General features: G+C 60.3%; 22 protein-coding genes and 1 tRNA gene. 9 read left to right on the forward strand and 14 right to left on the reverse strand.

Annotation, left to right across the window (positions count from 1 at the left end):
* Positions 1 to 8 precede the first annotated feature (8 nt).
* The 3 genes from NKH93_RS06670 to NKH93_RS06680 all read right to left on the reverse strand — a co-directional run bounded on the left by NKH93_RS06670 (position 9) and on the right by NKH93_RS06680 (position 4,561).
* Positions 9 to 1,877, reverse strand: coding sequence for an extracellular solute-binding protein (locus tag NKH93_RS06670; protein ID WP_352969699.1), 1,869 nt, complete (start codon positions 1,875 to 1,877; stop codon positions 9 to 11).
* A complete protein-coding gene (locus tag NKH93_RS06675; protein ID WP_352969701.1) occupies positions 1,877 to 3,760 on the reverse strand; it encodes an extracellular solute-binding protein in 1,884 nt (627 codons plus the stop codon). The genes NKH93_RS06670 and NKH93_RS06675 overlap by 1 nt, the downstream gene beginning before the upstream one ends.
* 174 nt (positions 3,761 to 3,934) lie before the next feature.
* Positions 3,935 to 4,561 (reverse strand): c-type cytochrome, encoded by a 627-nt coding sequence (locus NKH93_RS06680; RefSeq protein WP_352969703.1) that lies wholly within the window; start codon positions 4,559 to 4,561, stop codon positions 3,935 to 3,937.
* A 192-nt stretch (positions 4,562 to 4,753) separates the two neighbouring features.
* Between NKH93_RS06680 and NKH93_RS06685 the strand changes: the two genes are divergently transcribed.
* Both NKH93_RS06685 and NKH93_RS06690 read left to right on the forward strand, forming a co-directional pair.
* A complete protein-coding gene (locus NKH93_RS06685; RefSeq protein WP_352969705.1) occupies positions 4,754 to 5,482 on the forward strand; it encodes a 3-deoxy-manno-octulosonate cytidylyltransferase in 729 nt (242 codons plus the stop codon).
* 30 nt (positions 5,483 to 5,512) lie between these two features.
* A complete protein-coding gene (locus tag NKH93_RS06690) occupies positions 5,513 to 6,376 on the forward strand; it encodes a prephenate dehydratase (protein WP_352969707.1) in 864 nt (287 codons plus the stop codon).
* A 7-nt stretch (positions 6,377 to 6,383) separates the two neighbouring features.
* Here NKH93_RS06690 and NKH93_RS06695 read toward each other — a convergent pair whose 3' ends face one another.
* Together NKH93_RS06695 and NKH93_RS06700 are read right to left on the reverse strand one after the other, a co-directional pair.
* A complete protein-coding gene (locus tag NKH93_RS06695) occupies positions 6,384 to 6,740 on the reverse strand; it encodes a hypothetical protein (protein ID WP_352681286.1) in 357 nt (118 codons plus the stop codon).
* Between the two features lie 55 nt (positions 6,741 to 6,795).
* Entirely contained in the window at positions 6,796 to 7,740 is a 945-nt protein-coding gene (locus NKH93_RS06700) for a methyltransferase domain-containing protein (RefSeq protein ID WP_352969709.1), read from the reverse strand.
* Between the two features lie 108 nt (positions 7,741 to 7,848).
* Here NKH93_RS06700 and NKH93_RS06705 point away from each other — a divergent pair, with 108 nt between their 5' ends.
* Both NKH93_RS06705 and NKH93_RS06710 read left to right on the forward strand, forming a co-directional pair.
* On the forward strand, positions 7,849 to 8,859 hold the full coding sequence (locus NKH93_RS06705; protein WP_352969710.1) for a ligase-associated DNA damage response exonuclease: 1,011 nt from the start codon (positions 7,849 to 7,851) through the stop codon (positions 8,857 to 8,859).
* 235 nt (positions 8,860 to 9,094) lie between these two features.
* The gene (locus NKH93_RS06710) at positions 9,095 to 10,696 is read left to right on the forward strand and encodes a cisplatin damage response ATP-dependent DNA ligase (RefSeq protein WP_352969712.1); all 1,602 of its coding nucleotides are present in this window, start codon (positions 9,095 to 9,097) and stop codon (positions 10,694 to 10,696) included.
* Between the two features lie 98 nt (positions 10,697 to 10,794).
* Here NKH93_RS06710 and NKH93_RS06715 read toward each other — a convergent pair whose 3' ends face one another.
* A complete protein-coding gene (locus tag NKH93_RS06715) occupies positions 10,795 to 11,946 on the reverse strand; it encodes a hypothetical protein (RefSeq protein WP_352969714.1) in 1,152 nt (383 codons plus the stop codon).
* A gap of 341 nt (positions 11,947 to 12,287) precedes the next feature.
* Here NKH93_RS06715 and NKH93_RS06720 point away from each other — a divergent pair.
* The 5 genes from NKH93_RS06720 to NKH93_RS06740 all read left to right on the forward strand — a co-directional run bounded on the left by NKH93_RS06720 (position 12,288) and on the right by NKH93_RS06740 (position 14,453).
* Positions 12,288 to 12,363 (forward strand) — tRNA-Thr (locus NKH93_RS06720).
* A 150-nt stretch (positions 12,364 to 12,513) separates the two neighbouring features.
* Positions 12,514 to 13,464, forward strand: a complete 951-nt coding sequence (locus NKH93_RS06725) for a hypothetical protein (RefSeq protein ID WP_352969716.1) — start codon at positions 12,514 to 12,516, stop codon at positions 13,462 to 13,464.
* 106 nt (positions 13,465 to 13,570) lie between these two features.
* On the forward strand, positions 13,571 to 13,885 hold the full coding sequence (locus tag NKH93_RS06730; RefSeq protein WP_352871262.1) for a hypothetical protein: 315 nt from the start codon (positions 13,571 to 13,573) through the stop codon (positions 13,883 to 13,885).
* 95 nt (positions 13,886 to 13,980) lie between these two features.
* A complete protein-coding gene (locus tag NKH93_RS06735) occupies positions 13,981 to 14,280 on the forward strand; it encodes a helix-turn-helix domain-containing protein (RefSeq protein WP_352871260.1) in 300 nt (99 codons plus the stop codon).
* Positions 14,277 to 14,453: a hypothetical protein gene (locus tag NKH93_RS06740; RefSeq protein ID WP_352449263.1), complete on the forward strand. Its 177-nt coding sequence runs from the start codon at positions 14,277 to 14,279 to the stop codon at positions 14,451 to 14,453. The genes NKH93_RS06735 and NKH93_RS06740 overlap by 4 nt, the downstream gene beginning before the upstream one ends.
* A gap of 41 nt (positions 14,454 to 14,494) precedes the next feature.
* On the opposite strand, the gene NKH93_RS06745 is transcribed toward NKH93_RS06740, so the two are convergent.
* The 8 genes from NKH93_RS06745 to NKH93_RS06780 form a co-directional block, all read right to left on the reverse strand.
* A complete protein-coding gene (locus NKH93_RS06745; RefSeq protein ID WP_352969719.1) occupies positions 14,495 to 15,094 on the reverse strand; it encodes a hypothetical protein in 600 nt (199 codons plus the stop codon).
* Positions 15,091 to 15,828 (reverse strand): hypothetical protein, encoded by a 738-nt coding sequence (locus NKH93_RS06750; RefSeq protein WP_352871256.1) that lies wholly within the window; start codon positions 15,826 to 15,828, stop codon positions 15,091 to 15,093. The genes NKH93_RS06745 and NKH93_RS06750 overlap by 4 nt, the downstream gene beginning before the upstream one ends.
* A 10-nt stretch (positions 15,829 to 15,838) precedes the next feature.
* A complete protein-coding gene (locus tag NKH93_RS06755) occupies positions 15,839 to 16,210 on the reverse strand; it encodes a hypothetical protein (protein ID WP_352871254.1) in 372 nt (123 codons plus the stop codon).
* A complete protein-coding gene (locus tag NKH93_RS06760) occupies positions 16,210 to 16,734 on the reverse strand; it encodes a hypothetical protein (protein WP_352871252.1) in 525 nt (174 codons plus the stop codon). The genes NKH93_RS06755 and NKH93_RS06760 overlap by 1 nt, the downstream gene beginning before the upstream one ends.
* A 3-nt stretch (positions 16,735 to 16,737) precedes the next feature.
* Positions 16,738 to 17,325 carry a hypothetical protein gene (locus NKH93_RS06765; protein WP_352871250.1) on the reverse strand — a complete coding sequence of 196 codons (588 nt, stop codon included), beginning with the start codon at positions 17,323 to 17,325 and terminating at the stop codon, positions 16,738 to 16,740.
* Positions 17,326 to 17,678: 353 nt separating this feature from the next.
* Positions 17,679 to 20,156 carry a hypothetical protein gene (locus tag NKH93_RS06770; RefSeq protein ID WP_352969723.1) on the reverse strand — a complete coding sequence of 826 codons (2,478 nt, stop codon included), beginning with the start codon at positions 20,154 to 20,156 and terminating at the stop codon, positions 17,679 to 17,681.
* Between the two features lie 155 nt (positions 20,157 to 20,311).
* On the reverse strand, positions 20,312 to 20,572 hold the full coding sequence (locus tag NKH93_RS06775) for a helix-turn-helix transcriptional regulator (protein WP_352871247.1): 261 nt from the start codon (positions 20,570 to 20,572) through the stop codon (positions 20,312 to 20,314).
* A 207-nt stretch (positions 20,573 to 20,779) separates the two neighbouring features.
* On the reverse strand, positions 20,780 to 22,000 hold the full coding sequence (locus NKH93_RS06780) for a tyrosine-type recombinase/integrase (RefSeq protein ID WP_352871245.1): 1,221 nt from the start codon (positions 21,998 to 22,000) through the stop codon (positions 20,780 to 20,782).
* Positions 22,001 to 22,368: the final 368 nt, after the last annotated feature.

Raw genomic sequence — 22,368 nt, forward strand, 5'->3', positions numbered from 1 at the left:
CAAGAAATTCAGGCTTTGCCAATTTTTGCCGCCTTGTCTTTGTCGAACCACCACGACGTCTCGACCGGAAAGTCGTAATCCGGCTTTTGAGCGGGAAAGCCGAACATGTCCCAGAAGGCTGCCCGGTGATTCGCCAGATGATATGTTGGAATCCAGTCTAGCCGCGCGCGCAAGACCCGATCGAGCGCGTTGAGCGCGGTGACGAGTTCGATCCGGCTCTGCGCCTTGCCGGCTGCCTCGATCAGCGCGTCGATGGCTTTGCTTTCCGTACCCGGATAGTTGCGCATCCCCGGCGTTTTCGCCATCCGGGAAGCATAGAGGATCTCCAAACCATCGGCGGTTGGCGTCGCTCCGATCGACCATGCGAGCATGTTGAAGTCGAAGTCGAAATTGCTCTGCCGCGCTTCAAACTGCGCCGAATCGACTTGGCGGACCGAAGCGTCGATGCCGATCGCCTTCATATTCTCGGACCACGGAAGGAAGATGCGAACGAGGCCATCGTCCTCGGCCAGCATTTCCACCCGCAGCCGGTCGCCCTTGTCATTGACGACGAAATTGCCCGTTCGCTTCCAGCCGGCTTCGGCAAGCAGTCTCGAAGCCTCGCGCAGCAGCTTGCGGTCGTGGCCCGAACCGTCGGAGACGGGTTGCATCACCGGGTCGCCGAAGGTCTCCGGCGGCAACTCGGCTCGAAACGGCTCCAGCAGTTTCAATTCCTGGGGTGAGGGTAGGCCCTTGGCCTTGTAATCCGACCGCTCGAAGTTCGATTGCGAACGCTCGTAGGAGTCGAAAAACAGAACCCGCCTGGTCCATTCGAAGTCGAAGCAATAGGCGATTGCCTGTCTCACGCGAATGTCGCGGAACTGCGGACGGCGCTGATTGAGTGCGACAGCCTGCATGGATGGCGTTTTCTCGCCGGGAAATTCGCGTTTGACGACCCTGCCATCCTTCAGCGCTGGAAAGTCGTAGCCGGTCGCCCATACCCGCGCGGTGAACTCCTCGCGAAAATGCGTATCGCCTTTCTTGAACGCTTCAAAGGCTGCCTGGCGATCAAGGTAGAAATCGATACGGATACGGTCGAAATTATTAAGCCCGCGGTTGACGGCGAGATCGCGCCCCCAATAATCGGCGACGCGTTCATATTCGACAGTCTGCCCGGCCACCACCCGCCCCACTCTGTACGGTCCGGAACTGAGCGGTGGGGTCATCGTCGAGGCGTCGAAATCATTGGCCGTGTAGAAAACTTTGGACACGATCGGCATTACGACGATGGCGAGGATATTCTGCGCGGACTGCTGGCCGTTGAAGGTAAGGCTGACTGTAAGCGGATCGATTGCGACCGCATCCGTCATATGCCGCAGTGCTTGGGATAGGTTCGGATGTCCCCGGTCTTTGTAGAGGTTCAAGGCGAAGACAACGTCCTCAGCCGTCAGCGGCGAGCCGTCATGAAAGCGCGCTTGTGGCCGCAGGCTGAAGCGGAAGCCGTTGCGGTCCTGCGACAAGGTGACGGATTCGGCAAGCAGGCCGTAGACCGCATCCGGCTCATCGACTGCCCTTGCCATCAGGGAATCGAAGCAGATCTCGGTGCGCGGCGGCGAATCCCCTTTCAACACCAGCGAGTTCAGCGTGTTGAAAGTCAGGAAGCTCTGATTGAGGGTGGAGTTCGGCGGGGCGAAATTCATCCGGCCGCCCTTGGGAGCGTCCGGATTGACATAGTCGAAATGCGCGAAATCCGGAGGATATTTGAGATCGCCGAAGGCCGACAGGCCGTGCAGTTTCACGCCGGTCGGGATCGTGGCGAAAGCCCGGCCGGGCAGCAGCGCCGCGGCCGCGGCGGCACCGCCCAGGGCGAGGAAGTCGCGACGGGGCAGCGCCGTCATCAATTGCCACTCTTGTATTTGGCCGCCAGCGCCTTTTCCTTGACCGGATCGACCCACCAGGAATTCTGGTCGACGCCACTATAGGCGGGCTGCTTCTCCGGCATACCGAACTTGTTCCAGTAGGCGAGCCAGACCACGGCACGGTAATATTGCGGCACGACGTAGAAATTCCACAACAGCACCCGGTCGAGCGCATGGGTGGCGGCAACCAGATCGTCGCGGTCGGTGGCATAGATGATCCGGTCGACCAGCGCATCGACGACCGGATTCTTGATGCCGGCGTAATTGCGCGACGCGGGCGTATCGGCAGCCTTGGAGCTCCAGAAGTCGCGCTGTTCGTTGCCGGGAGAGTCCGACTGGCCAAGTTGCCCTATGATGACGTCGTAATCGAAATGCTTGACGCGGTTGATGTACTGGGTCTGGTCGCTCAGGCGCAGTGTGGCGTCGACGCCGATTTTGCGCAGATTGGCGATATACGGGCTGGCGATGACCTGGTCGGTGTCGTTCCAGCCGAGGATTTCGAATTTGAATGGTTCGCCAGTCTTGGCGTTGACCATCTTGCCGCCCTTGATCACCCAGCCCGCCTTGGCGAACAGATCGACCGCGGTCTTCAGATATTTGCGCTCCGCCTGCGGGGTGTCGTAGACCGGCAGCTTGAATTCCTGGGTGAAGACTTCAGGCGGCAGCTTGTCGCGGTACTGCTCGAGGATTTCCAGTTCCTTGCCTTGCGGCAGGCCGCTCGACGCCAGTTCGGTGCCCTGGAAATAGCTGCTGGTGCGGGTGTTGGAACCGAAGAACAGGGTCCGGTTCATCGTCTCGAAATCGAACGGATACATCAGCGCGGCGCGCACCAGGCGATCCTGGAACAGCGGGCGCCTGGTGTTGAGCATGAAGGCCTGCATCGGTTCGGGCGACGCGGTCTTGAATTCCTTCTTGATGACGTCCCCGGCCTGAACTGCCGGGAAGTCATAGGCCGTGTTCCAGCGCCTCGAACTGTTCTCCGGCTTGATGTCGTCCAGCCCGCCCTTGGTGAAGGCCTGCCAGGCGGCATTGTCGTCGAGAAAATAGGTGAAACGCTGCCTGTCGAAATTCTCGCGACCGATTTTTACGGGCAGCTTGGCCGCCCAGTAATCGGGCACGCGCTGCCAGATGATTTCGGAGCCAGGCTTGAAGCTGGCGATCTTGTAGGCGGCGGAGCCGAGCGGCGGCTCCTGCGTCGGCTTTGTGACGTCGCGCTTCTTGCCGTTGGCGTCGGTGCCTTCCCACCAGTGCTTGGGCAGCACAACGAGATCGCCGATGATCTTCGGTAGCTCCCGGTTGCCCTTCTGGCTGAAGTGGAATTCGACCTCGCGGTCGGACACCGCGACGGCGTCGGTGACGTTTTCGAAATAGCGGCTGTACATCGGGCTGTTGGCCTTCAGCACCTGGAACGACCAGATCACGTCCTCGGTGGTGATCGGCTGCCCGTCATGCCATTTGGCCCGTGGATCGAGCCGGTAGGTCGCCGAGGAATAGTCGGCCGGATATTTGTAGCCGTCGGCGATCAGCGTATGGCTGGTGCTGCCCTCGTCCGTCGCCTGCTCCATCAGCGTGTCGTAGAGCAGGCCGCCGCCGAACTGCGCGAAGCCGGCGGCCGGCGAACCCTGCACGATGTAAGGATTGAAGCTGTCGAACGTGCCGAGCACCACTGAGTTCACTGTGCCGACCTTCGGTGCATCCGGATTGACGTAATCGTAGTGCTGGAAATTATCGCCGTATTTGGATTCGCCGATCAGCGACGAGGTCGTGCGCCATTCGTCCGCGAAGGCCGCCTGCAGGCCGCCGGCAAAAGCAGCCAGCATCAGCACCGATTTCAGAAGCGTCCGCGCTCGGCCAACCGTCATGCGTTCTCCTCTTCGCGATATAGCGCCGTCACCATAGCGTCTGGGGCCCAATCTAGATCATTTGGCGGCGCTGAAAACCGCAACCGAGCGGCTTTGTCGTCGCATATGCATTTTTCCTAACGAAAAAGCCGGGCTGAACCCGGCTTTTTCAAGGATAATGTCATTACAGTTTTGTTATTTTGCGGGCGGCGCCGGGGCGGCTGGCGCCGCGCCTTCTGCCGGCTTGGCGGGCGCGTTTTCGGCCGAGGCGCCGGGCGCCGGCAGCGGCTTCGGATTGTCCGACAGCGTGCGCAGATAGGCGATGACGTTGGCGCGGTCCTCATCCTTCGGCAGGCCGGCGAAGCCCATCGCCGTGCCCTTCACGAACTTCTTCGGCGAGGTGATGAAGTGGTTGAGATTGTCGTAGGTCCACTTCTCGCTGCCGCCCTTGGAGAACTCCTTCATGCCGGCCGAATAGGCAAAGCCCTCATGCTCGGCGACAGGACGGTCGACGATGTCCCAGAGATCGGGCCCAACCTTGTTGGGGCCACCCTTTTCGCCGGAGTGGCAAGCCTGGCATTTCTTGAAGATGGCGGCGCCCGCTTCGGCGTTGGCGGTGGTCAGCAGCTCGGCGATCGGCTTCACGGCCGCGGCGGGAGCGGCCGGGCCGCCTTCGGCGGGCTCGGTCGCCTCGATGGCGAAGCCGGGCTTTTCCGGCGCCGGCGAGGCAAACAGCGCGTCGGACACGATGCCAACGGAAAAGACGATGAACACCGTGCCGAGAAAGCCGGCGAGCAGCTTGTTGACTTCGTTGGAATCCATACGCCCCAGGCTCCCTTTTCCGGCGGACCGATCCGTCCACTCCGTCCGTCGGTATCGTGAACCACCCTGCGAGGCGGTCAAATCGCGCGGAAACTAGGTCTTTTGCTCCGGCGTTGCAACACCTATAAGGGCGCTGCCAGTGAGACCTTTTGCCACTTTTGTCCCCCTCTTTTTCGAGCCCCTGCCCGCCTCATGTCCACGCTCATCCTGATCCCGGCCCGCATGGCCTCGACGCGCCTGCCGGGCAAGCCGCTGGCCGACATTGCCGGCACTCCGATGATCGTCCACGTCGCCCTCCGTGCTGCCGAGGCCGGGCTCGGCCGGGTCGTCGTCGCCACCGACACGCAGGGCGTTGCGGAGGCGGTGCGCGCGTATGGTTTCGAGGCGGTGATGACGCGGGCGGACCACGAAACCGGTTCCGACCGCATCTTCGAAGCGCTGACCATCCTCGACCCTGGCAACAGCGTCGAGACCATCGTCAATGTGCAGGGCGATCTGCCGACCATCGACCCTCTTGTTATCGGCGCCGCGCTGAAGCCTTTCGAGAACGCAGCGGTGGATATCGCCACGCTCTGCGTCGAGATCGTACGCGACGAGGAAAAGACCAATCCGAACGTCGTCAAGCTGGTCGGCTCGCCACTCTCGACGACGCGGCTCAGGGCGCTCTATTTCACCCGCGCCACCGCCCCTTGGGGCGAAGGCCCGCTCTACCATCATATCGGCCTCTATGCCTATCGCCGCGCCGCGCTCGAACGCTTCGTTGCGCTGAGGCCGTCGCCGCTGGAGCGCCGCGAGCGGCTGGAGCAGTTGCGGGCGCTTGAGGCCGGCATGCGCATCGATGCGGAGATCGTGCAGTCGGTGCCGCTTGGCGTCGACACGCCGGACGATCTCGAACGCGCCAGGGCGCTCCTTTCCGACTAAGAAATTCCCTCAATTCCCGAGACTCCGCGCATGCCTGAAAAGACCAACAAAATATCCTTCCAGGGCGAGCCGGGCGCCAATTCCGACACCGCCTGCCGCAACATGTTCCCGTCGATGGAGCCGTTGCCGTGCCCGACCTTCGAGGACGCCTTCAACGCCGTCGAGACCGGCAGGGCCGATCTGGCGATGATCCCGATCGAGAACACCATTGCCGGCCGCGTCGCCGACATCCATCACCTCTTGCCGGAATCGAAGCTGCACATCGTCGGCGAATACTTTCTGCCGATCCACTTCCAGCTGATGGTGCTGCCCGGCGTCAGGCGCGACGAGATCAGGACCGTGCACAGCCACATCCACGCGCTCGGCCAATGCCGCAAATACATCCGCAAGAACGGCTGGAAGGCGACGGTGGCCGGCGACACCGCGGGCGCAGCCAAGATGGTCGCCGCGATGAAGGACCGCACCATGGCCGCGCTGGCGCCGGCGCTGGCCTCGACCCTCTACGGGCTCGACATCATCGAGGAGAATGTCGAGGACACCGACAGCAACGTCACCCGCTTCGTCGTGCTGACCAAGAACAAGCAATGGGCCGAACGTCCCTCGGCCGACGCCAGGATGATGACGACCTTCATCTTCCGCGTCCGCAATGTGCCGGCGGCGCTCTACAAGGCGATGGGCGGCTTCGCCACCAATGGCATCAACATGACCAAGCTGGAAAGCTACCAGCTCGGCGCGTTTACAGCGACGCTGTTCTACGCCGATATCGAGGGTCATCCCGACGATCCGCTGGTGAAGCTGGCCCTCGACGAGTTGCGCTTTTTCTCGCGCGAAATGCGCATCCTCGGCGTCTATCCCGCCAGCGCCTCGCGCGAGCAGTGGAAGGTGGCGGATTAGGATCCGGTCAGGTCAGGCCGAGCTTGTTCTGTTTGGCCGGCTTGCCGCATTCGCGCCGGCTGATCGACCGGTTCATGGCGTCGATCTTGCCGCTTGCCTGGTCGGCGTCGCGTTTGGCTTTTGAGCGCATATCCGGCGTGAACGGGCCAAAGCCCGTCGCCGGGTTGGAGAACGACGGCTTGGCGTCCACCGGCAGATGATATTGCTGCGCCAGGCCGTTTCGTTGCGCCAGCAATTGATCGCAAGGCACCTTGTCATATAGCAGCGAGGACTGGACGTTTTCGTCCTGCCGTTCGGACATCGAATTGCCGACGCAGCCGGCCATCGCCAGGCAAGACGCCAAGACCGTCATGTTCCAGCGCATGAACGTGCTCCTTGTCTTTCGCAGCTGCGGCTTCTCATGCGCAGCGGCAGAAGTCTTAGCCAGATTTTACGCTGCCGGAAAGCAAGCTTGCCACTACGGCCAGCCCTTCGACCGGTTCGCGGCGATCCTGCCGGATGATCGTTGCCTGCAGCGACAGGATCGAAAAGCCGTCGGCATCCAGAACGCGCTCTACATAGCCTTGCGAATGCGCGTAGCGGCGCGACGGCTGCAAGGCGAAGCCGGCGCTGTCAGACGATTCTCCGCCCGGGAGCGTCTCGACGGAGAACGCAAACAGACCGCCGCCGGCAAGCATTCCGGCAATCTTGTTCACCACCTTTTCAAGTAGGCCGACATACATGAACACATCGGCCGCCGTCACCAGATCGGCTTTCGGGCCAGAATAGCAAAAGTCCTGCAGATCCGTCTTGACGAGCAGATCGTAGACGCCTTTGGCGCTCGCCTGCCTCAGCATGCCGGCCGAGATGTCGTAACCCTCCAGCCGGTCGGCGATCGGCCGCAGCTTCTGGCCCATGAGGCCGGTGCCGCAGCCGAGATCGAGCACCAGCGAAAACCGGCCCGGCCGTGCCGCCTGGATGGCGCGGTCGAGGCATTCGGGCAGGCGGTAGCCGAGCCTGTCGACTAGTTCAGCCTCGAAACTCCCGGCATAGTGGTCGTAAAGCGTCTCGACAAAGGCGCTGGGCGGCGCCTGTGCCGCCGCCGCCATACCGATCAATTGCAGCTTGAGCACCGCGCCAAGCCTGTCCGCCGGGTCCAGCCGCAGTGCCGTCGTCCAGGCCTGCGCGGCACGATCGCGCGCGCCCGCCGCTTCCTGCATCTCGCCGAGGCGGAACCAGCCGGCTGGCCATTGCGGCGCCAGTTCGAGCGCGCCGAGCAGCAATTCCGCCGCTGCCGCATGATCGCCGGATGCATAGAGCATTTCGGCATAGTCGGCGCGGCGGTCGGCGGTCAAATCGCCGGACGAGGTCTGGAGCGGTTTCATCGTGATCGGGTTCCGCCGGGTGTTTGCAGCCGGCTTGCGCTCTATGCTGGAGTCAGCAGTGACTTACAACAGGCTTCCCGCGCCGGAATTAGCGCCTATCTTGGGGCCATGCGCGCCAGCGACCTGCTTCATCCCCGGCCGGAAGGGCTGTATTGCCCGCCCGGCGATTTCTTCATCGACCCGGTGCGGCCGGTCAACCGGGCGCTGATCACACATGGCCATTCCGACCATGCCCGCTCCGGCCACCGCTCGGTGATGGCGACGCAGCAGACGCTCGACATCATGGGGCTGCGCTACGGCGACAGTTTTGCCGGAACGACGCAAGCCGCCGTGCTCGGCGAGACGATTGCGCTCGACGGCGTCACCGTCAGCTTTCACCCGGCCGGCCATGTTCTGGGCTCGGCGCAGATCAAGGTCGCGCATCAGGGCACGTGCATCGTCGCGTCCGGCGACTATAAACGCCAGAAGGACGCGACCTGCGAGCCGTTCGAGCCGCTCAAATGCGACGTCTTCATCACCGAGGCGACGTTCGGCCTGCCGGTGTTTCGGCATCCGCCCGATACCGAAGAGATCGCCCGGTTGCTGAAATCGACCGAACAGTTTCCCGAGCGCACGCATCTGGTCGGCGCTTATGCGCTGGGCAAGGCGCAGCGTGTCATGCGGCTGCTGCGCGATGCCGGCTACGAAAAGCCGATCTACATCCATGGTGCGCTGGCCAAGCTCAGCGAATATTACCAGAGCCAGGGCATCGATCTCGGCACATTGGAACCGGCGACCGTCGAGACCGGCCAAAAAAGCGACTTTGCCGGCGCCATCGTCGTCGGCCCGCCATCCGCCTTCGCCGATCGCTGGGCGCGGCGTTTTCCCGATCCGATGTCGTGCTTCGCCTCAGGCTGGATGCGCATCCGCCAGCGCGCCAAGCAGGGCGGCGTCGAGCTGCCGCTGATCATCTCCGATCACTCCGACTGGGACGAGCTGACAGCAACGATCAAGGAGACCGGCGCCGAAGAAATCTGGGTAACGCATGGCCGCGAGGAGGCGCTGGTGCGCTGGTGCGAACTCGAAGGCATCGCCGCCAGGCCGCTGCATCTGGTTGGTTATGAGGACGAGGGCGATTGAGAATGCGAGGTTCGATGGTCACCTGCGCAGAGCTCTACGGCGCCCCCCTCTGTCCTGCCGGACATCTCCCCCACGAGGGGGGAGATTGGATGTCGCGCCGGCTTTCGCCAACCACCAACGTTGCTGGACGGGTGGCAAGGACGAAACTGCCAATCTCCCCCCTCGTGGGGGAGATGTCCGGCAGGACAGAGGGGGGCGCGACAGAACGCAAGCCTTTCCCATTGGCGCTCCGCTCATGAACCGCTTCGCCGAGCTTCTCGACCGGCTGGTGCTGACGCCGTCGCGCAACGGCAAGCTGACGCTGTTGACCGACTATTTTCGCAGCGTCGAGGATCCGGACCGCGGGCTGGCGCTGGCGGCCATTACCGGCGATCTGTCCATCGCCGCGGTCAAGCCGGCGATGCTGCGCACTCTGGTGATCGAGCGCATGGATCCGGTGCTGTTTGGCTATTCCTATGATTATGTCGGCGATCTGGCCGAGACCGTGTCGCTGGTCTGGCCGCAATCGCCTCTCGATATCGCGAACCACGAGCCGACGCTGGCCGAGGTGGTGGCCAAGCTGCAGGCGGCGAGCCGCTCCGACGGGCCGCAGGTGCTGGCCCGGCTGCTCGACAGCGCCAGCACGTCGGCGCGCTTCGCCATCATAAAGCTGGTCACCGGCGGCCTGCGCATCGGCGTCTCGGCGCGGCTGGCCAAGCAGGCGCTAGCCGATTTCGGCAAGGTCGATATCGCCGAGATCGAGGAACTCTGGCACGGGCTGACGCCGCCCTATATCGGGCTGTTCGCCTGGCTGGAGCGTAAAGCGGAAAAACCCAGGAAGACGGCGCTGGCGCTGTTCAGGCCGGTGATGCTGTCGAATGCCGTCGGCGACGGCGACCTCGAAAAGCTCGACCCGGCCGACTACGCGGCCGAATGGAAATGGGACGGCATCCGCGTCCAGGCGGTTTGCGAAGGCGGCATTCGCCGGCTCTATTCGCGCACCGGTGACGATGTCTCCGGTGCCTTTCCGGATCTTGCCGAGGCCATGGATTTTTCAGGAGCCCTCGACGGCGAGCTTCTGGTCGGTGACCCCAGGCAGGCGACGGGCACGTTCTCGGACCTGCAGCAGCGGCTGAACCGCAAGACCGTGTCACCCAAGATCCAGCAGCAATACCCCGCCTTCATGCGCTGCTACGATGCGCTGCAGATTGGTGACGAGGATGTGCGCGGATTGCCCTTCCGCGAACGACGCGGCCGGCTCGACGCCTTCGTCAGGACGCTCGATCCGAGCCGCTTCGATCTGTCGCCGCTGGTCGAATTCACCAACTGGCAGGCACTCGAGGAATTGCGCCGCAAGCCGCTGCATCCGGTCATCGAAGGCGTCATGCTGAAGCGCTGGGATTCGCCGTATGTGGCCGGGCGGCCGAAGGGCCCGTGGTTCAAGTGGAAGCGCGATCCGCACACGGTCGACGCGGTGCTGATGTATGCCCAGCGCGGCCACGGCAAACGCTCGAGCTTCTATTCCGACTACACATTCGGCGTCTGGTCCGGGCCGGAAGGATCGGAGGAGCTGGTGCCGGTGGGAAAAGCCTATTTCGGCTTCACCGACGAGGAACTGAGGCAGATCGACAAATATGTCCGCGACAATACGATCGAGCGCTTTGGCCCGGTCCGCTCGGTGCGTGCCGACCGCAGGAACGGGCTGGTGCTGGAGGTTGCGTTCGAAGGTCTCAACCGCTCGACGCGGCACAAATCCGGCGTTGCCATGCGCTTTCCGCGCATTTCGCGGCTACGCTGGGACAAGCCGGCGGCCGAAGCCGACCGCATCGAGACGCTGCAGGCGCTGCTCGATAGTTAATGCATGTCGCGCAAAAAGTGTGCAGCGGTTTTGCGGTAACGACATGCATCAAAACAAGAACCTGAAGCGCGTCGCATGAGGCCGGAACGCGACGTGCTTTAGGGAACGACTGAAACGCGGATCTCGTAGATGTCGACCGACTTGCCCTGCTTGTCGAAGTCGGAATTGATGGCGATGGTGCCGGCAGCGCCCGGACGCTTGTTGGGAAAGCGCACGTCGAACAGATATTCATTGCGCTCGCGACCGACGGCATAGCGCTTGCGGCCGCAGTCGCCGAGTTCGCCGAAATTGCAATCGACGGAAATCTGCGTCTCCTGGCCCTCCTCGGAGCGCGCGATGATGTCGAATGTGGCATGCTTGCCGGCCAGTTTTTCCAGCACGCCTTGTCCGACGTCGAAGCTGATGGCCGAGCCGGATGCCCCCGAGCGGATGCGCAGGAAGGAACCGCTTTCGTCCTGGATGACGTCGGCCTTGGCGTCCGACGGTGCATTGACCTGCGTCGGGTCACCCGGCGAAAAGACATTGATCCAGTCGTGCGTCTGGTCCTGCTCGCCCTGCTTCGGCGGCGAAGCAGTGTCGTCCGGCGTGAAATCATCGCCGTCGACCGTTGGCGGCGCTTCCGGTGGCGCTGTGTCGAGCTCGGTCGCCGATTTGAAGACGCCGGTCTGGTTGGCGAAATAAAGGCCGATGCCGGCGGCTGCGAGCAGCGTCACACCGAAGAAGATGGCGGTCAAGGGCAGGCGCCGCCGCCTCGCCCGCCGGTCGTCGCGGTCGGGCGTCACTTCCGCGTCGTCCGTTTCGGCGTCGGCTTCGGTCGGAACCGAGGCCCCCATGTCGATCACGGGCGCCTCGGCAACAGGCGCATCGGGCATGATGTCGGGAACGACCGGCAGGACGCGCGACCGCGGCGCATCGGATTCGGGCGGCTGCGCCGGACCGTCAACGACGACATCGGGCGACGGCGCGGCTTCAGCTTCGGCCGGGGGCTCCACCTCCGGTGCTGCCTCCAAACTGTCGGTCGGCGCGGCGACGTCGGCAACCGCCGGCAGGAATTCCGATTCGATTTCGGTGATCTTCGCCTGGACCGCCTTGCGCCGCTTGATGGCGACCTCCACCGTGACGTTTGGATTGGCCTGCAGGGCACGGTCGAGTGCCGCGAAAGCCGATCGATAGACCCGCTCGCGAAACGCCCGGTCGTCGGCATTGCCTTTCTCGAAGGCATTGCGGATCGCTTTTTCGATCGCGTCCAAGCGAATTCCCTCTGCAATTTCACTCACATTGCCATGATCGTTAGCCGCAGGCGACCAATCAATCAACAAGCGAGCGGCCGCATTCTGCCTTGCCGAGGGGCACAAAGCTCATTTCGGCGGTTTTCGGTAAAGGAATCAACATTTTTCGCTGATTTTCCCGCCACCGCCAACGTGGCGGACGGGACGGCATCACGCGGCCAACGGCAGATCCGCGCGGCGGCTGCCCTTGCGCCCGGCCGGAGGCGGCACCAATTGCCTCGTCCTGAAATCGCGACTGCCATCTTGAATTCGCGGCCGGTTGCGTCTATCACGCAGCCCATCTTGGAAGCTCGGCTTCCCGGGCCGCTTTAGCTCAGTTGGTAGAGCACATCATTCGTAATGATGGGGTCAGGTGTTCGAGTCACCTAAGCGGCACCAAACGATTTCCCAGCATTTAGAATCGCTTGTGCTGGGCTCCCTTCCCAAAGCTTATTTGGGCTCGGCATCCAAATAAGGAAAACCTCGTGTTGGCTTCGGCTAGTCAACTCTCATAGGGGTTGTTAGGTTGAGCCACCCGGGGGGCATCCGTTGAAATTTTTCCTTTCCATGTGGAGAGCTTTTCGATCTTGGTGGTTTGACACTGTTAGCGGTGCCGGCCTGCGTCTGTCGAATTTGAGTGAAGTCATTCGATGGTCGTTCATCTCGAACTTCGGTCAGTCTCCTGCTGTCCGGTTGACGATACTGGTACCCTTCATAGGGTATTTGATAATTTTCAATCAAAACCTCCAATCGTACGTAGGGTTGGTTTTCGATAGAATCGAGTACGTGTCGATCCCGCAATCTTCCTCAGGAGCGTACGCTCCCCTGCGATTTTACAATCTATATTTTGGATTGTTGTTTCTCGGGATCGGGTCATTTCTTTATACGATCTTTGCTCCACGACAGATCAAGCAGCACCCTCTCGTTGCTGACTACGTCAAGTACATGGATTCGATCGCTACCGAGAACCTGACCCGAGCGAGCTTGGATAATCTGCTTGGAATATTTGTGGGGTCGAATGACGATGAACAGCGGCACCCTATATTTGGAGTGCCGTCGCTCAGTTTTCCAAGCGAAGTATCCTCCCTTACACACGCCTTTATAAGATCAGTTTTCCTCAAATCGGAATGGGCAAGGAAGCCACCACAGCCAGAACCCGAACCGGATGATGACAATCAGCAGGAGGAGTTCCCAGAAGACGAGGCGTATCTGGCCGATCTATACACTGGTTCCGGCTACCTTCTCACGAATGTCATCGTCGAAAGAATGTATGCAAACCGACGGTTCGATTGGTATTTCGTTGATTCTATGTTCACCTCAGCGCTCCAAAGCAGCAGAGATGTTTTCGTACTTGAGCATCAGGCTCTCGACTGCTCGAATTTTCTTGGGAGGGCTGTTGTCTCTGCTTTCTACGCTTTGGGCTTCTCAATCCTGTTTATCCCGACTGCAAAAATCACGTTCGCCATTGTAAAAGCGCTGTATCTCGGTGAGGCGGCGTAGGCGGCGTAGCCGACAGGCGGCCAAAGCCGGGCCCTGTAGCGCGACAAGCATGCGCATCGCCCCAAGTGTGTGGGCGGCGCGGGAGCAACGTAGGAGGGGGAAGGCAATGCTTGATCGCGTTCTGCTGGATGACGAACATTTCCGTGTCTCAATGGGATTGCTGGGGGCCGTGACAGTGCTGGTGAAGCACCGGAGTCTTTCCCGCAAGGCACCATCGGAATACGCCACTCACCTTAAGCAAACGATTGACGAGCTTCAAAGGCGAGGGGTTCCGATCCGACCCGACTCACCGATACTGATGGAACTACTGACCGACTTTGCCGAAGCACTGTTTGCCCCTCACGGGGGTGGCTACTGGTCCACAGCATTCGGAAAGCTTCCGGCTGATCGGGCTGCGGAGCTGATCCAAGAGAACACCTAAAGCTCAGATGACAACTGCCAGTCGCTCTACCAACTAGGAATGTTGTCCTAGTCTGCTTTCGTCCAACAAGGACGTGCCAGACAGGAGAACATCACATGCCCAAGAGCAAAGACGTTGCAGCAAACAAGCCACAGACCAAAAAGGCCCGCGTGCAGGAAATGCTAACTGCCGGTGCCGTTAGCGTGGCAGAGATTGCCGACGCACTTTCGATTAGCAAGCAGGCCGCCTATTCGCTGATCGGCGACGTGAAGCGCAGCAGCGTTGAAATTGCCGGCGTCGTGAAGGACGGTTCGATGCGCTACTCGACCGTCAAGCCAAAGCGGTCAAAGGAGAAGACGCTCGCCTTTGGTAAGGGAGCGACCGTCAGCGCTGCCCCGTCGGAGGTGAAGGAATGACGATTCAGCAACTAATCGACGCGCTGACCGCCATTCGCGACGCGACAGGCGGGGACATTGAAGTCCGCATGGGAAGTAAATGGCGGTCGCATTCCGTGGCTGAGGCCCAGGTTGTCTTTCAGGAAGCAAACGCCTTCGAACCGTATGTGCTGATCATCGCCGAAGCCAACTGAGTTGTGATAAGCGCGCGGGGCGGCCAGCCCTGCGCGCTTCCTCAATGGCGCAGCTTAAGCCGCTCACTAAGCCGGTTGAAGTGACTGCCAGCGGCGGGGCGAGCGGGCTTGCCGCGATATGCTGCCCCTTCCTCGCTCTGCATGAACTGCTGGACGACGCCATCAACAGGAGCGAGTCCAAGACTTGTCCGGGCGAGCACGGCGTAGGTGCCCTCATCAGACTTCTCCGCCTCAAACTCATTCCTCTTTTTCAGTATCGACATAGCGCCTTCAACCAGCCCTTCGTGTGCCCCGGCTTTCGCGAGCGACAATTGAACGGTCGTATTGATCGCGTCGTCGCGCATCTGCTGCTTCACGGCGGCGAGCTTTACTGGTCCCTCCACTTGAAGCTTTTCGAACTGCGCTTTGAGCGACGCTAGCTCGGCCTCGCCATCCCGAATGACATCGGCGATAGCGGTGGACAGTTCGTAGCCCCGACCGGGGTCATCTTCCTCGATGTAGTCGTATGCGGCACGGTAGGCTTCCGGGATCGCCTCCAACCGATCCGTAGCAATGCGTCGCGGCAAGCGCAGTGGACCGTCAGGGTAGATGGCTGAGTGGACATAGTAGCTGTGGATTAGGTCTGGACTGGCCATGTTCATGCCCCCTGTTGATGTGCCGCCAGCGCGCTTTCGCGCTTCGTGCGGGCGGTGATAGCTGCATTGGTGAAGTTGCCGAATCTGCCGTCGCCGACCTGCTTCACGAGCTTGACGAATGCTCCGCCGCCTACGTCTGCCGCGGCGCGCATCTTCTTGAGGCGCTCCAAACGGGCCATCTCAGCCGGAAAATGCTTCTGCTGGTATCGGTGCCTGAGCGAGGCAAGCTCAGCGCTCTTCATCCGCGTCAGCAGCCCAGGGGCGCGCAGCACGGAACCGATCAGCGTCATGTCGCCAGCTTCCAATGCCTCGCTGAGAGCTTCGGAGCGTTGATCGGCGGTCATGTCCTTCAGCGCGGCGCGAATTTCAGGGTCCAGCGGGGACGCACCCTCCGGGGCGAACGTGGCCTTTTCAATTGAAGCAATGGTGGCATCCACCTTCGCGTTGGCAGCGACAAGACGCGCAGCAACGCGCTCACCTGTCTTCTGCGCGGCGGCAGCGAGCTGGATCACGGCTTGTTCGGGCGTCTGCGATGCATCCCCGTACACAGCCTCAGCGAGAGCGACCAGCGCGCTGGCCTCCTCCCTTGCGGTCCGCATAGCTCCTGATAGGGCGACATGCTCCAGGTCGGGTTCGGGCTTGACGTTGCCTCTCTGCCTTGCAGCAAAGTGGTCGAAGACCCTCTCATCGATTGAGGGCGAGACGTGCAGTTTTTGTTCCAGATCGGCAACGGTTGCCATGGTTCTTCTCCTAAAGGGGTGATCGATTTTGGACGACGAGCAGGGCAAAGCTGGCGCGGGCAACGCCGGCCTCGATCTGAACAAATCCGCCGCTCGATAACTGGCGTCGGCGTGGTTCCAGCATGATGCGCGCCACGTCGCCATCGCGGCTCATGTACGTGCCCTTGAAACCGTCAATCGTCACTGCATCGCCGGACTCGAAAACAGGTGTCTCCACCGGGATCAGCATTTCGGCGTCCTTCTGGAGTCCAGTGAAAGCGCCCTCGCTGTTTTTGCGGATCAGCTTCGCGTCCTGTGTCCCGGATGCGTTGCCAACGAAGCCCAAGACGCACCACCGCAGCCCTGACCCCGATACGATGATATCGCCAACTGCTACGGTCATCAGATTTCCTCCGGCCGCGCTATGCGGCCCTGCGCTTGCGAAAAATCGATGGGCGGCTTACCGTCGCGGTCACGCTGCATCAGCAGCGCGAATTGCCAACGCCACAAAATGAGGTGGTCTGAGCCGCCGCTGTCGCTATCATATTGCACCGCGACGAACAGGTCATTGAAGCCCGACGCTTTGACCAGCATCTTGCCGTCATGCGTCTCCATGAAGGGGTGAACTTCTGCCGTAGCGGGCACCGCGAAATGGAGCGTGTCCTGTTTCACAAGCGACACCGAACCATTCAAGTACGCAGCTGACGAATAGCCGACTTCAAAGTCGTTGCGCTGCCAACCCTTCCGGATGTCGGATTGGGGGCGCAATGTGAACAGCAGGTTGGGCGTGCCATTCCAGTCAATAGCGCGAATCAGGAAAAAGTGACGGCCCTTGCCGAGAGCGCGTTCGTAGGCGCCTTCCTCGACCGCATAGCCGATGATCCACTTGTGCCCGCGCCGTGATTTTATGATGTCGCCGCTACGCATGTTTCATCGCCTCGAATAGTTTGGATAGACGATCTCGTGGAATGGACGGTCACGAGGACCGGGCTCTGTGACAGAAGCGCCGTAGCCCCTGCCCACGCACTTCTCCAGGAGCATCTTCATCTCTCCCGCATCGTTCTCCGACAGGCCCCCCACTCCGACCTCGCCCACCTTGTGGTTCAGGAGCTTGAGGCGTTGCTGCTCGTCAGGGGTGAGCTTGCTGACGTCGTAAGTTACCTTGCCGTCTTGAGGGGGATCAACGCGGCTGAGACCCAGCGTCTCGAAGATGCGCCGAAGGCTGTTTGCAACGGACTGATACGCCAACAGTGCAGGAAGACTAACAGTACCGTCGCCAGCGAATTGGACTTCCCATTGCTCAAGAACAATCGTCGCGTTTGCTGCGCTCTTTACCAAAATGTACTGCGACTGTGTGACATGGCCGGGTCCACCGAGGTCAGCGACGTGATTGGCAATTAGATCATGCAGGCGCCGCGCCCACTTGGACCGGCCATCGATACCCGGCAACAGCTCTTTGCCGTTGGTGACCCCGCTTCTGCCCTTAATCTTTCGACGGACTGGATAGGAGGCGTCCAATGTGTACCCGCTATGTGACTGTTATGTAGTTTTGCTTCAAAACTAGGGAGCCAGCTAACAGTATATTAGCTGTTGTGAAGCGTAAAGCTGAACATTTACAGCGCCTTATGATGCAAGTTGTTTTAGCAATAAGGAAAATCGGCTAGAAGGGTGGCCTTTCGGGACTGGTGTCCGAAGACGCTGCCGCTATGCATGCGGTGCGAAGCTGGGGCGCAGAAAATAGCGCTGCCGCTCGGAATTCGTGATCACCCGATATTTCCGGGAAACGCGGGGCGATATTCCTTCCAGTGCAAAAACACTGCAAAAGCTATAAGTGCATATATAGGGTTTGCAGTGTTTTACGGCCGGAGGGACTACCGCTGTCCTGCCTCCTGCCAGTCCCGGCTAAACTCAAGTGCCCTTTGGCGCGATGACGCATAGATGGTGCCCGGTGTCATGCCCTGCACGTACACCGGCACCGCGTCCAGCAGCTTCTGGAAGTCTCCGTCACCTCGCTTCTTGAAGTCATCGATGGTGTTGTCCACCGCTCGGACCGTCACTCCAAAGCGCTGAGCCAACCACTTCCGTTTCTGGATCGGAAGAACACCCCCAAGCTCGTCATACCATTTCTTGAGACGACTGCCGGGGCCGCCACCTCCGCCCCTCTCGCCCGTGCGTCCGACGACATCCTTATACGGCGCCAACTCATCAACGATGATGCCCGGCAAGGGTACCTCGGACAGAACGCAAACGAATGCGCACGGGCCAGGTCTAAGCCATTGCGCCGATTGATCGGCCAAATCGCCATCATATCCCCGAAACACCAGCCGGAGCCTATCAATTGCCTGGACGCTTTCTGCCTCGGTGAACTGCCGCCGTATTGCCTCGACCAACGGATCCACGTGCCTGACGGCATGGATGCCCTGCTTATCCTCGTAGCTGGACAGATCGTAGCCAACGAGGGTTTCGGTGTAGCTGCCCGGACACGACAGAGGTTGCAAGCTGTCATAGGCCAGCGCCTTGGCATAGCGCTCCGCCTCCAGCGCCCTGATCTGCATGCGCGCGGCAATCAGGATCCAGTCGTGATCCTTGTATCTGTCGATGCCCCGCAGATTGCCGAAGTAGATGACATCAACCCCCTCGGGGAGCATTTGTTGCAGGCCAAGCTCCAGCGACTCCTTCGTTGCGACCACTAGGCCCCGCCTGCCGCGCCTGCTTGCCATATCGCGCGCCACGTGGGCCACTTCCTCGCGGTACTTATCGGTGGAGATGTTTCCGATCTTACCCATCGCTCCGCTGTTGCCGGTCGTCTGGATGACGTAGGCATTGCGCTCAGCCTCTATCGTTACCTGCTCAATGCCGGGGAAGCTGTGTGCCATCAGACTCGCATCGCCAGTTGCGTCGAGCATCAGGACCGGCAAGTCCTGCCGAAGCAGTTTCACCTTTGGCCGGTGCTGAAGGAATATCAGCTTCGTCGTATGTGCCGGAACCTTCTCGGTCGCCGCGACCGCCACTTCGGGCGCAAACGTGAATGACCGCGTGCCATGCGTCCGGCCTGCCTTCATCTCGTTCTTGAGGTTCCGCAGCATGCGGATGGTGGTCGATTTGCTGCGCTCCTTCTTAAAGGCAGAAGCGTTTTTGGCCAGCTTCGTGCTGTCGATGCCCGGATAGGCGACATTGCTCCGCGAAGCCCTGTCGGCTTCCTCCATAGCAACCTGTTCATCGCGAAGCTGTTGCCACGTAAGGCCCATCGCTAAGAGCGTCTGGATCGGGTCGGCTTTTGGGTCGTCGGACAGCACCGCATGGAGGCGCGCCAGATGCTCGCTCTGCAACATGTCGTCGAATGCGATGCCGCCGCCGGTGCTGGTCAGTTTGCTGAGTATGGATTCGTCAATCACTAAGAGATCGGCCTTGCCGAACAGGTCCTGATCTAGTGTCAGCATTGCCATGTCGTGTGTCATGAAAACGATGTCGGCACTTGCATCCGCCTGTGCGTAGTACCTGCACCCGTTTTCAAAATGCTCGCAGGTATGAAAGACCTTGGTGTCTTCGTCGTATCGCTTGCAAAGCGAGCTTTGGATGTAGAGCCCGGCACTGGCGGCGATTTCAACGTCGCGGGGCTTGAGGCAGGGTGTGTTCTCTGGGTCCTTCGCGAGCCCATGCGTGCGGCCCCGTATCACAATGCCCCGCCCGCCCACTACCTGGTACTTAAGGGCCAGTTCTCCACACAGCTCTATGGTCGGGCAGAGATAGAAGACACGGCGTTTCAAATCCCCTCGGGCTACGCTGGACTTGAACAGGTCGGCGAGCAATCCCAGCAACATCGTGCTCTTGCCCAAGCCGGCGGAACCGGCAATGAGAAGTCGGGGAACAGTGGCTTCAAGCGAAGGACCTTCCGCCAGATAGGCATCCATCTGCTCGACCGGATTCCAAAAAGGCAGAGCTGTCAGGAAACCCATCAACTCGCGTTGCAACGTTTGGGTCGCGGCATAAGGCGTCATCGGATCGGAGCGCCGGTTTGGTGCTGTCCCCGGAACGAGGCCACGCTTTTGCCTGCCGGCTCGGATTTTTGTTTCGTGCTTCTGGGCACGGGCAATCTGCTTGGTCAGAAACCTTTTTAGTTGGGTATCGTCGCTCCACTGCCATCTGCCCTTGTGCGGTCGCGTAAGGTCCACCTGGGCCCGAACCCAAGCCGTCGCGTGGGCAAGTAGGATTGCAGCCTCTGTGCCCACTGGGTGTGCTGTAATAGTCGCGGCCACAACAGCCGTGATGAAGTTGTCGCGGTTGTCGCGCACAATTCCGTCTGAGTCGTAGCTGAAATTGAGAGCGGAGCGGAGCTTCGGGAAATTCATTAGCCGACGTCATTTACTGGTTAGAATCGCGCGGCTATATTGTGGGGGAGTTGGTCCAAGGTCGGTCCGCAAGACACCTCGGCTCCTTCTTTTTCGTCCAATACCAGTTCCAGCGCCGGTCCCTGAGGACCGGCGTTTTTTTGTTCGACCAAAGGCTAAGCGTATTCGCGTGTAGAGCGGTACTCTGCCCGGCTTTTCAGCCATTCGCGCAGTGAGTCACGCCGATAACGGATGTTGCGCAGTCCAATGCGAATGAACGGGGGGCCGTAGCCTTTCGTCCGTCCGATCTCAAGCCACTGGGTGCTGACGCCTAGAAGCTTTGCGGTCTGAGCCGTATTCAGAAGGTCCTCATCGTCCCCGGCAACAGCCGAGACAAGGTTGTCGGCTCGTTTGTCGAGATGCAGATTCAATTCCATAACAGGCATCCTTTTGCTGTTGGCCAAGGACGCGCGGGAGCTGAACAACAAAAAAGCCCTCGCGCGCGTTTGCACACGAGAGCCTGTCGTTTGGATGGGTCGTATATACGGGTACGACCCCGAAAGGCCCAATGCCACCTCAGCAGGTAGCCTACGGACTGCACTACAATAGGGGCGCTAAATAAAACCCACAAGCGGAACGTTTGCTCACGCCAACACGGCTACCTTTTCATCATCAATGGGAACGATGCCGCATAGCTGTTTCAGGCTGTCCGTAACCTTCTGAGCCGGAGCACGAAGACGTTCAACCCTCATCTGCACATAGCCCTCTGTCACGTCCTTTCCGAGGGAATGGTTGACCAACGCCTTCAACGCCATCGGGCTAATTTCCGTTTCCTCTGCCACGGTGATAAACGTGCGGCGCAGATCGTGCACGCACACGCTGACACCGCAGGCCTTGCCGACAGCATCCAGAGGAAACTTCGGCTCGGCAATGTAGCCGGTCTTCTTGCCGTGCGACGGGAAGACGTAGCCGCTTGGCTCTTTTCCAACGCTTCGGCGGGCGACAAGCAGATTGCGAACGAAGTCCGTCATAGGCAGATCAAGCTTCCGCTTTGCCTTGGTGTTGTTCGCTGGAATCCGGATCAGCTTTTGGTCGAAGGCGACATGCTCCCATTTGAGCATGGCCGCCTCACGTCGCCGTAGCCCGGTGAACAGAACGAACAGAATGTAGTCGCGAGCCACGGGATTGGGCAGGGCGACGACGGCATTGTAAAAGCCTGCCATATCGGTTGCCTCAACGATCCGATCTCTGCGCTTTTCCTCATACCAATCCCCGCGCAGATTAACTGGATTGGCAGCGAGCGAGGGATCGTTCTTCGCGGCAAAGTTCCAGAGGAGGCGAAGAGTTCGCATCGCGGCGTTGGCGCTGCTCTCGCCCTTCCCGCCCCCTGCTTCGGCTATCTCCTTGGCAATTGCAGCGTGGCGGTCCTCGACAGCCTTGCGAGTGATGAAAGTCAGCGGCTTCGACAGCCAGGCACTGAGATGCCGCTCGACCATCGTCCTATAGTTCTGCACCGACGCTTCGCTGAGCTTCTCGCCCTTCTTTTTGAGATAGCCATCAAGCGTTGACTGGAGGGTGGCAGAACGCAGCTTCGGGTCCTTGCCCTTGCGTAACTCGACCAACATCTCAGCAGCATCCTCCCGCGCCTTTGCGAGATCCATTTCATTCGCTGCCGCGACGGTGACGCGGCGCGTCCGTCCGTCGGGCAGCGTGCGCTGGACGATGTATGTTTTTGAGTTGGTGACGCCCGAACAAAGGACGCCAAACCCTTTCAGATCGGCATCCCAATGCAACACTTGTTTGCCGCTGGGATCTGGCGCTGCCAGCCGATCGATAACTCGTTCTGTAAGCTTGATACGCGACATGGAACATCTCCCGATTGAACAAACACAAATAAGGAAAACCACCTTATTTGCGCCACCATAGGTTGTTTTACAACCAGGAGATGTTATGTGCTTTTTGCCGTAAAAGCTATTGAAATCAACGCGTTGGTGGACAATTAGGCTTATTTTTAAAACACGCTATTCGTGTATCGAGCTAATTCGTAATGATGGGGTCAGGTGTTCGAGTCACCTAAGCGGCACCAAATCCCGCGTGTCCAACCCGGAGACATGGGTAACAGATTGTACTTAAGACATGGGTGACAACCTCGTGCCGAACGGGTTGTCGATGGTCTGCAAGGTCCTCTGTTCCAAGTCGATATACCCGAGATCGTAATGCATGAAGCTGACGA

The organism is Mesorhizobium sp. M0954 (assembly GCF_040319155.1).
Lineage (GTDB): Bacteria > Pseudomonadota > Alphaproteobacteria > Rhizobiales > Rhizobiaceae > Mesorhizobium.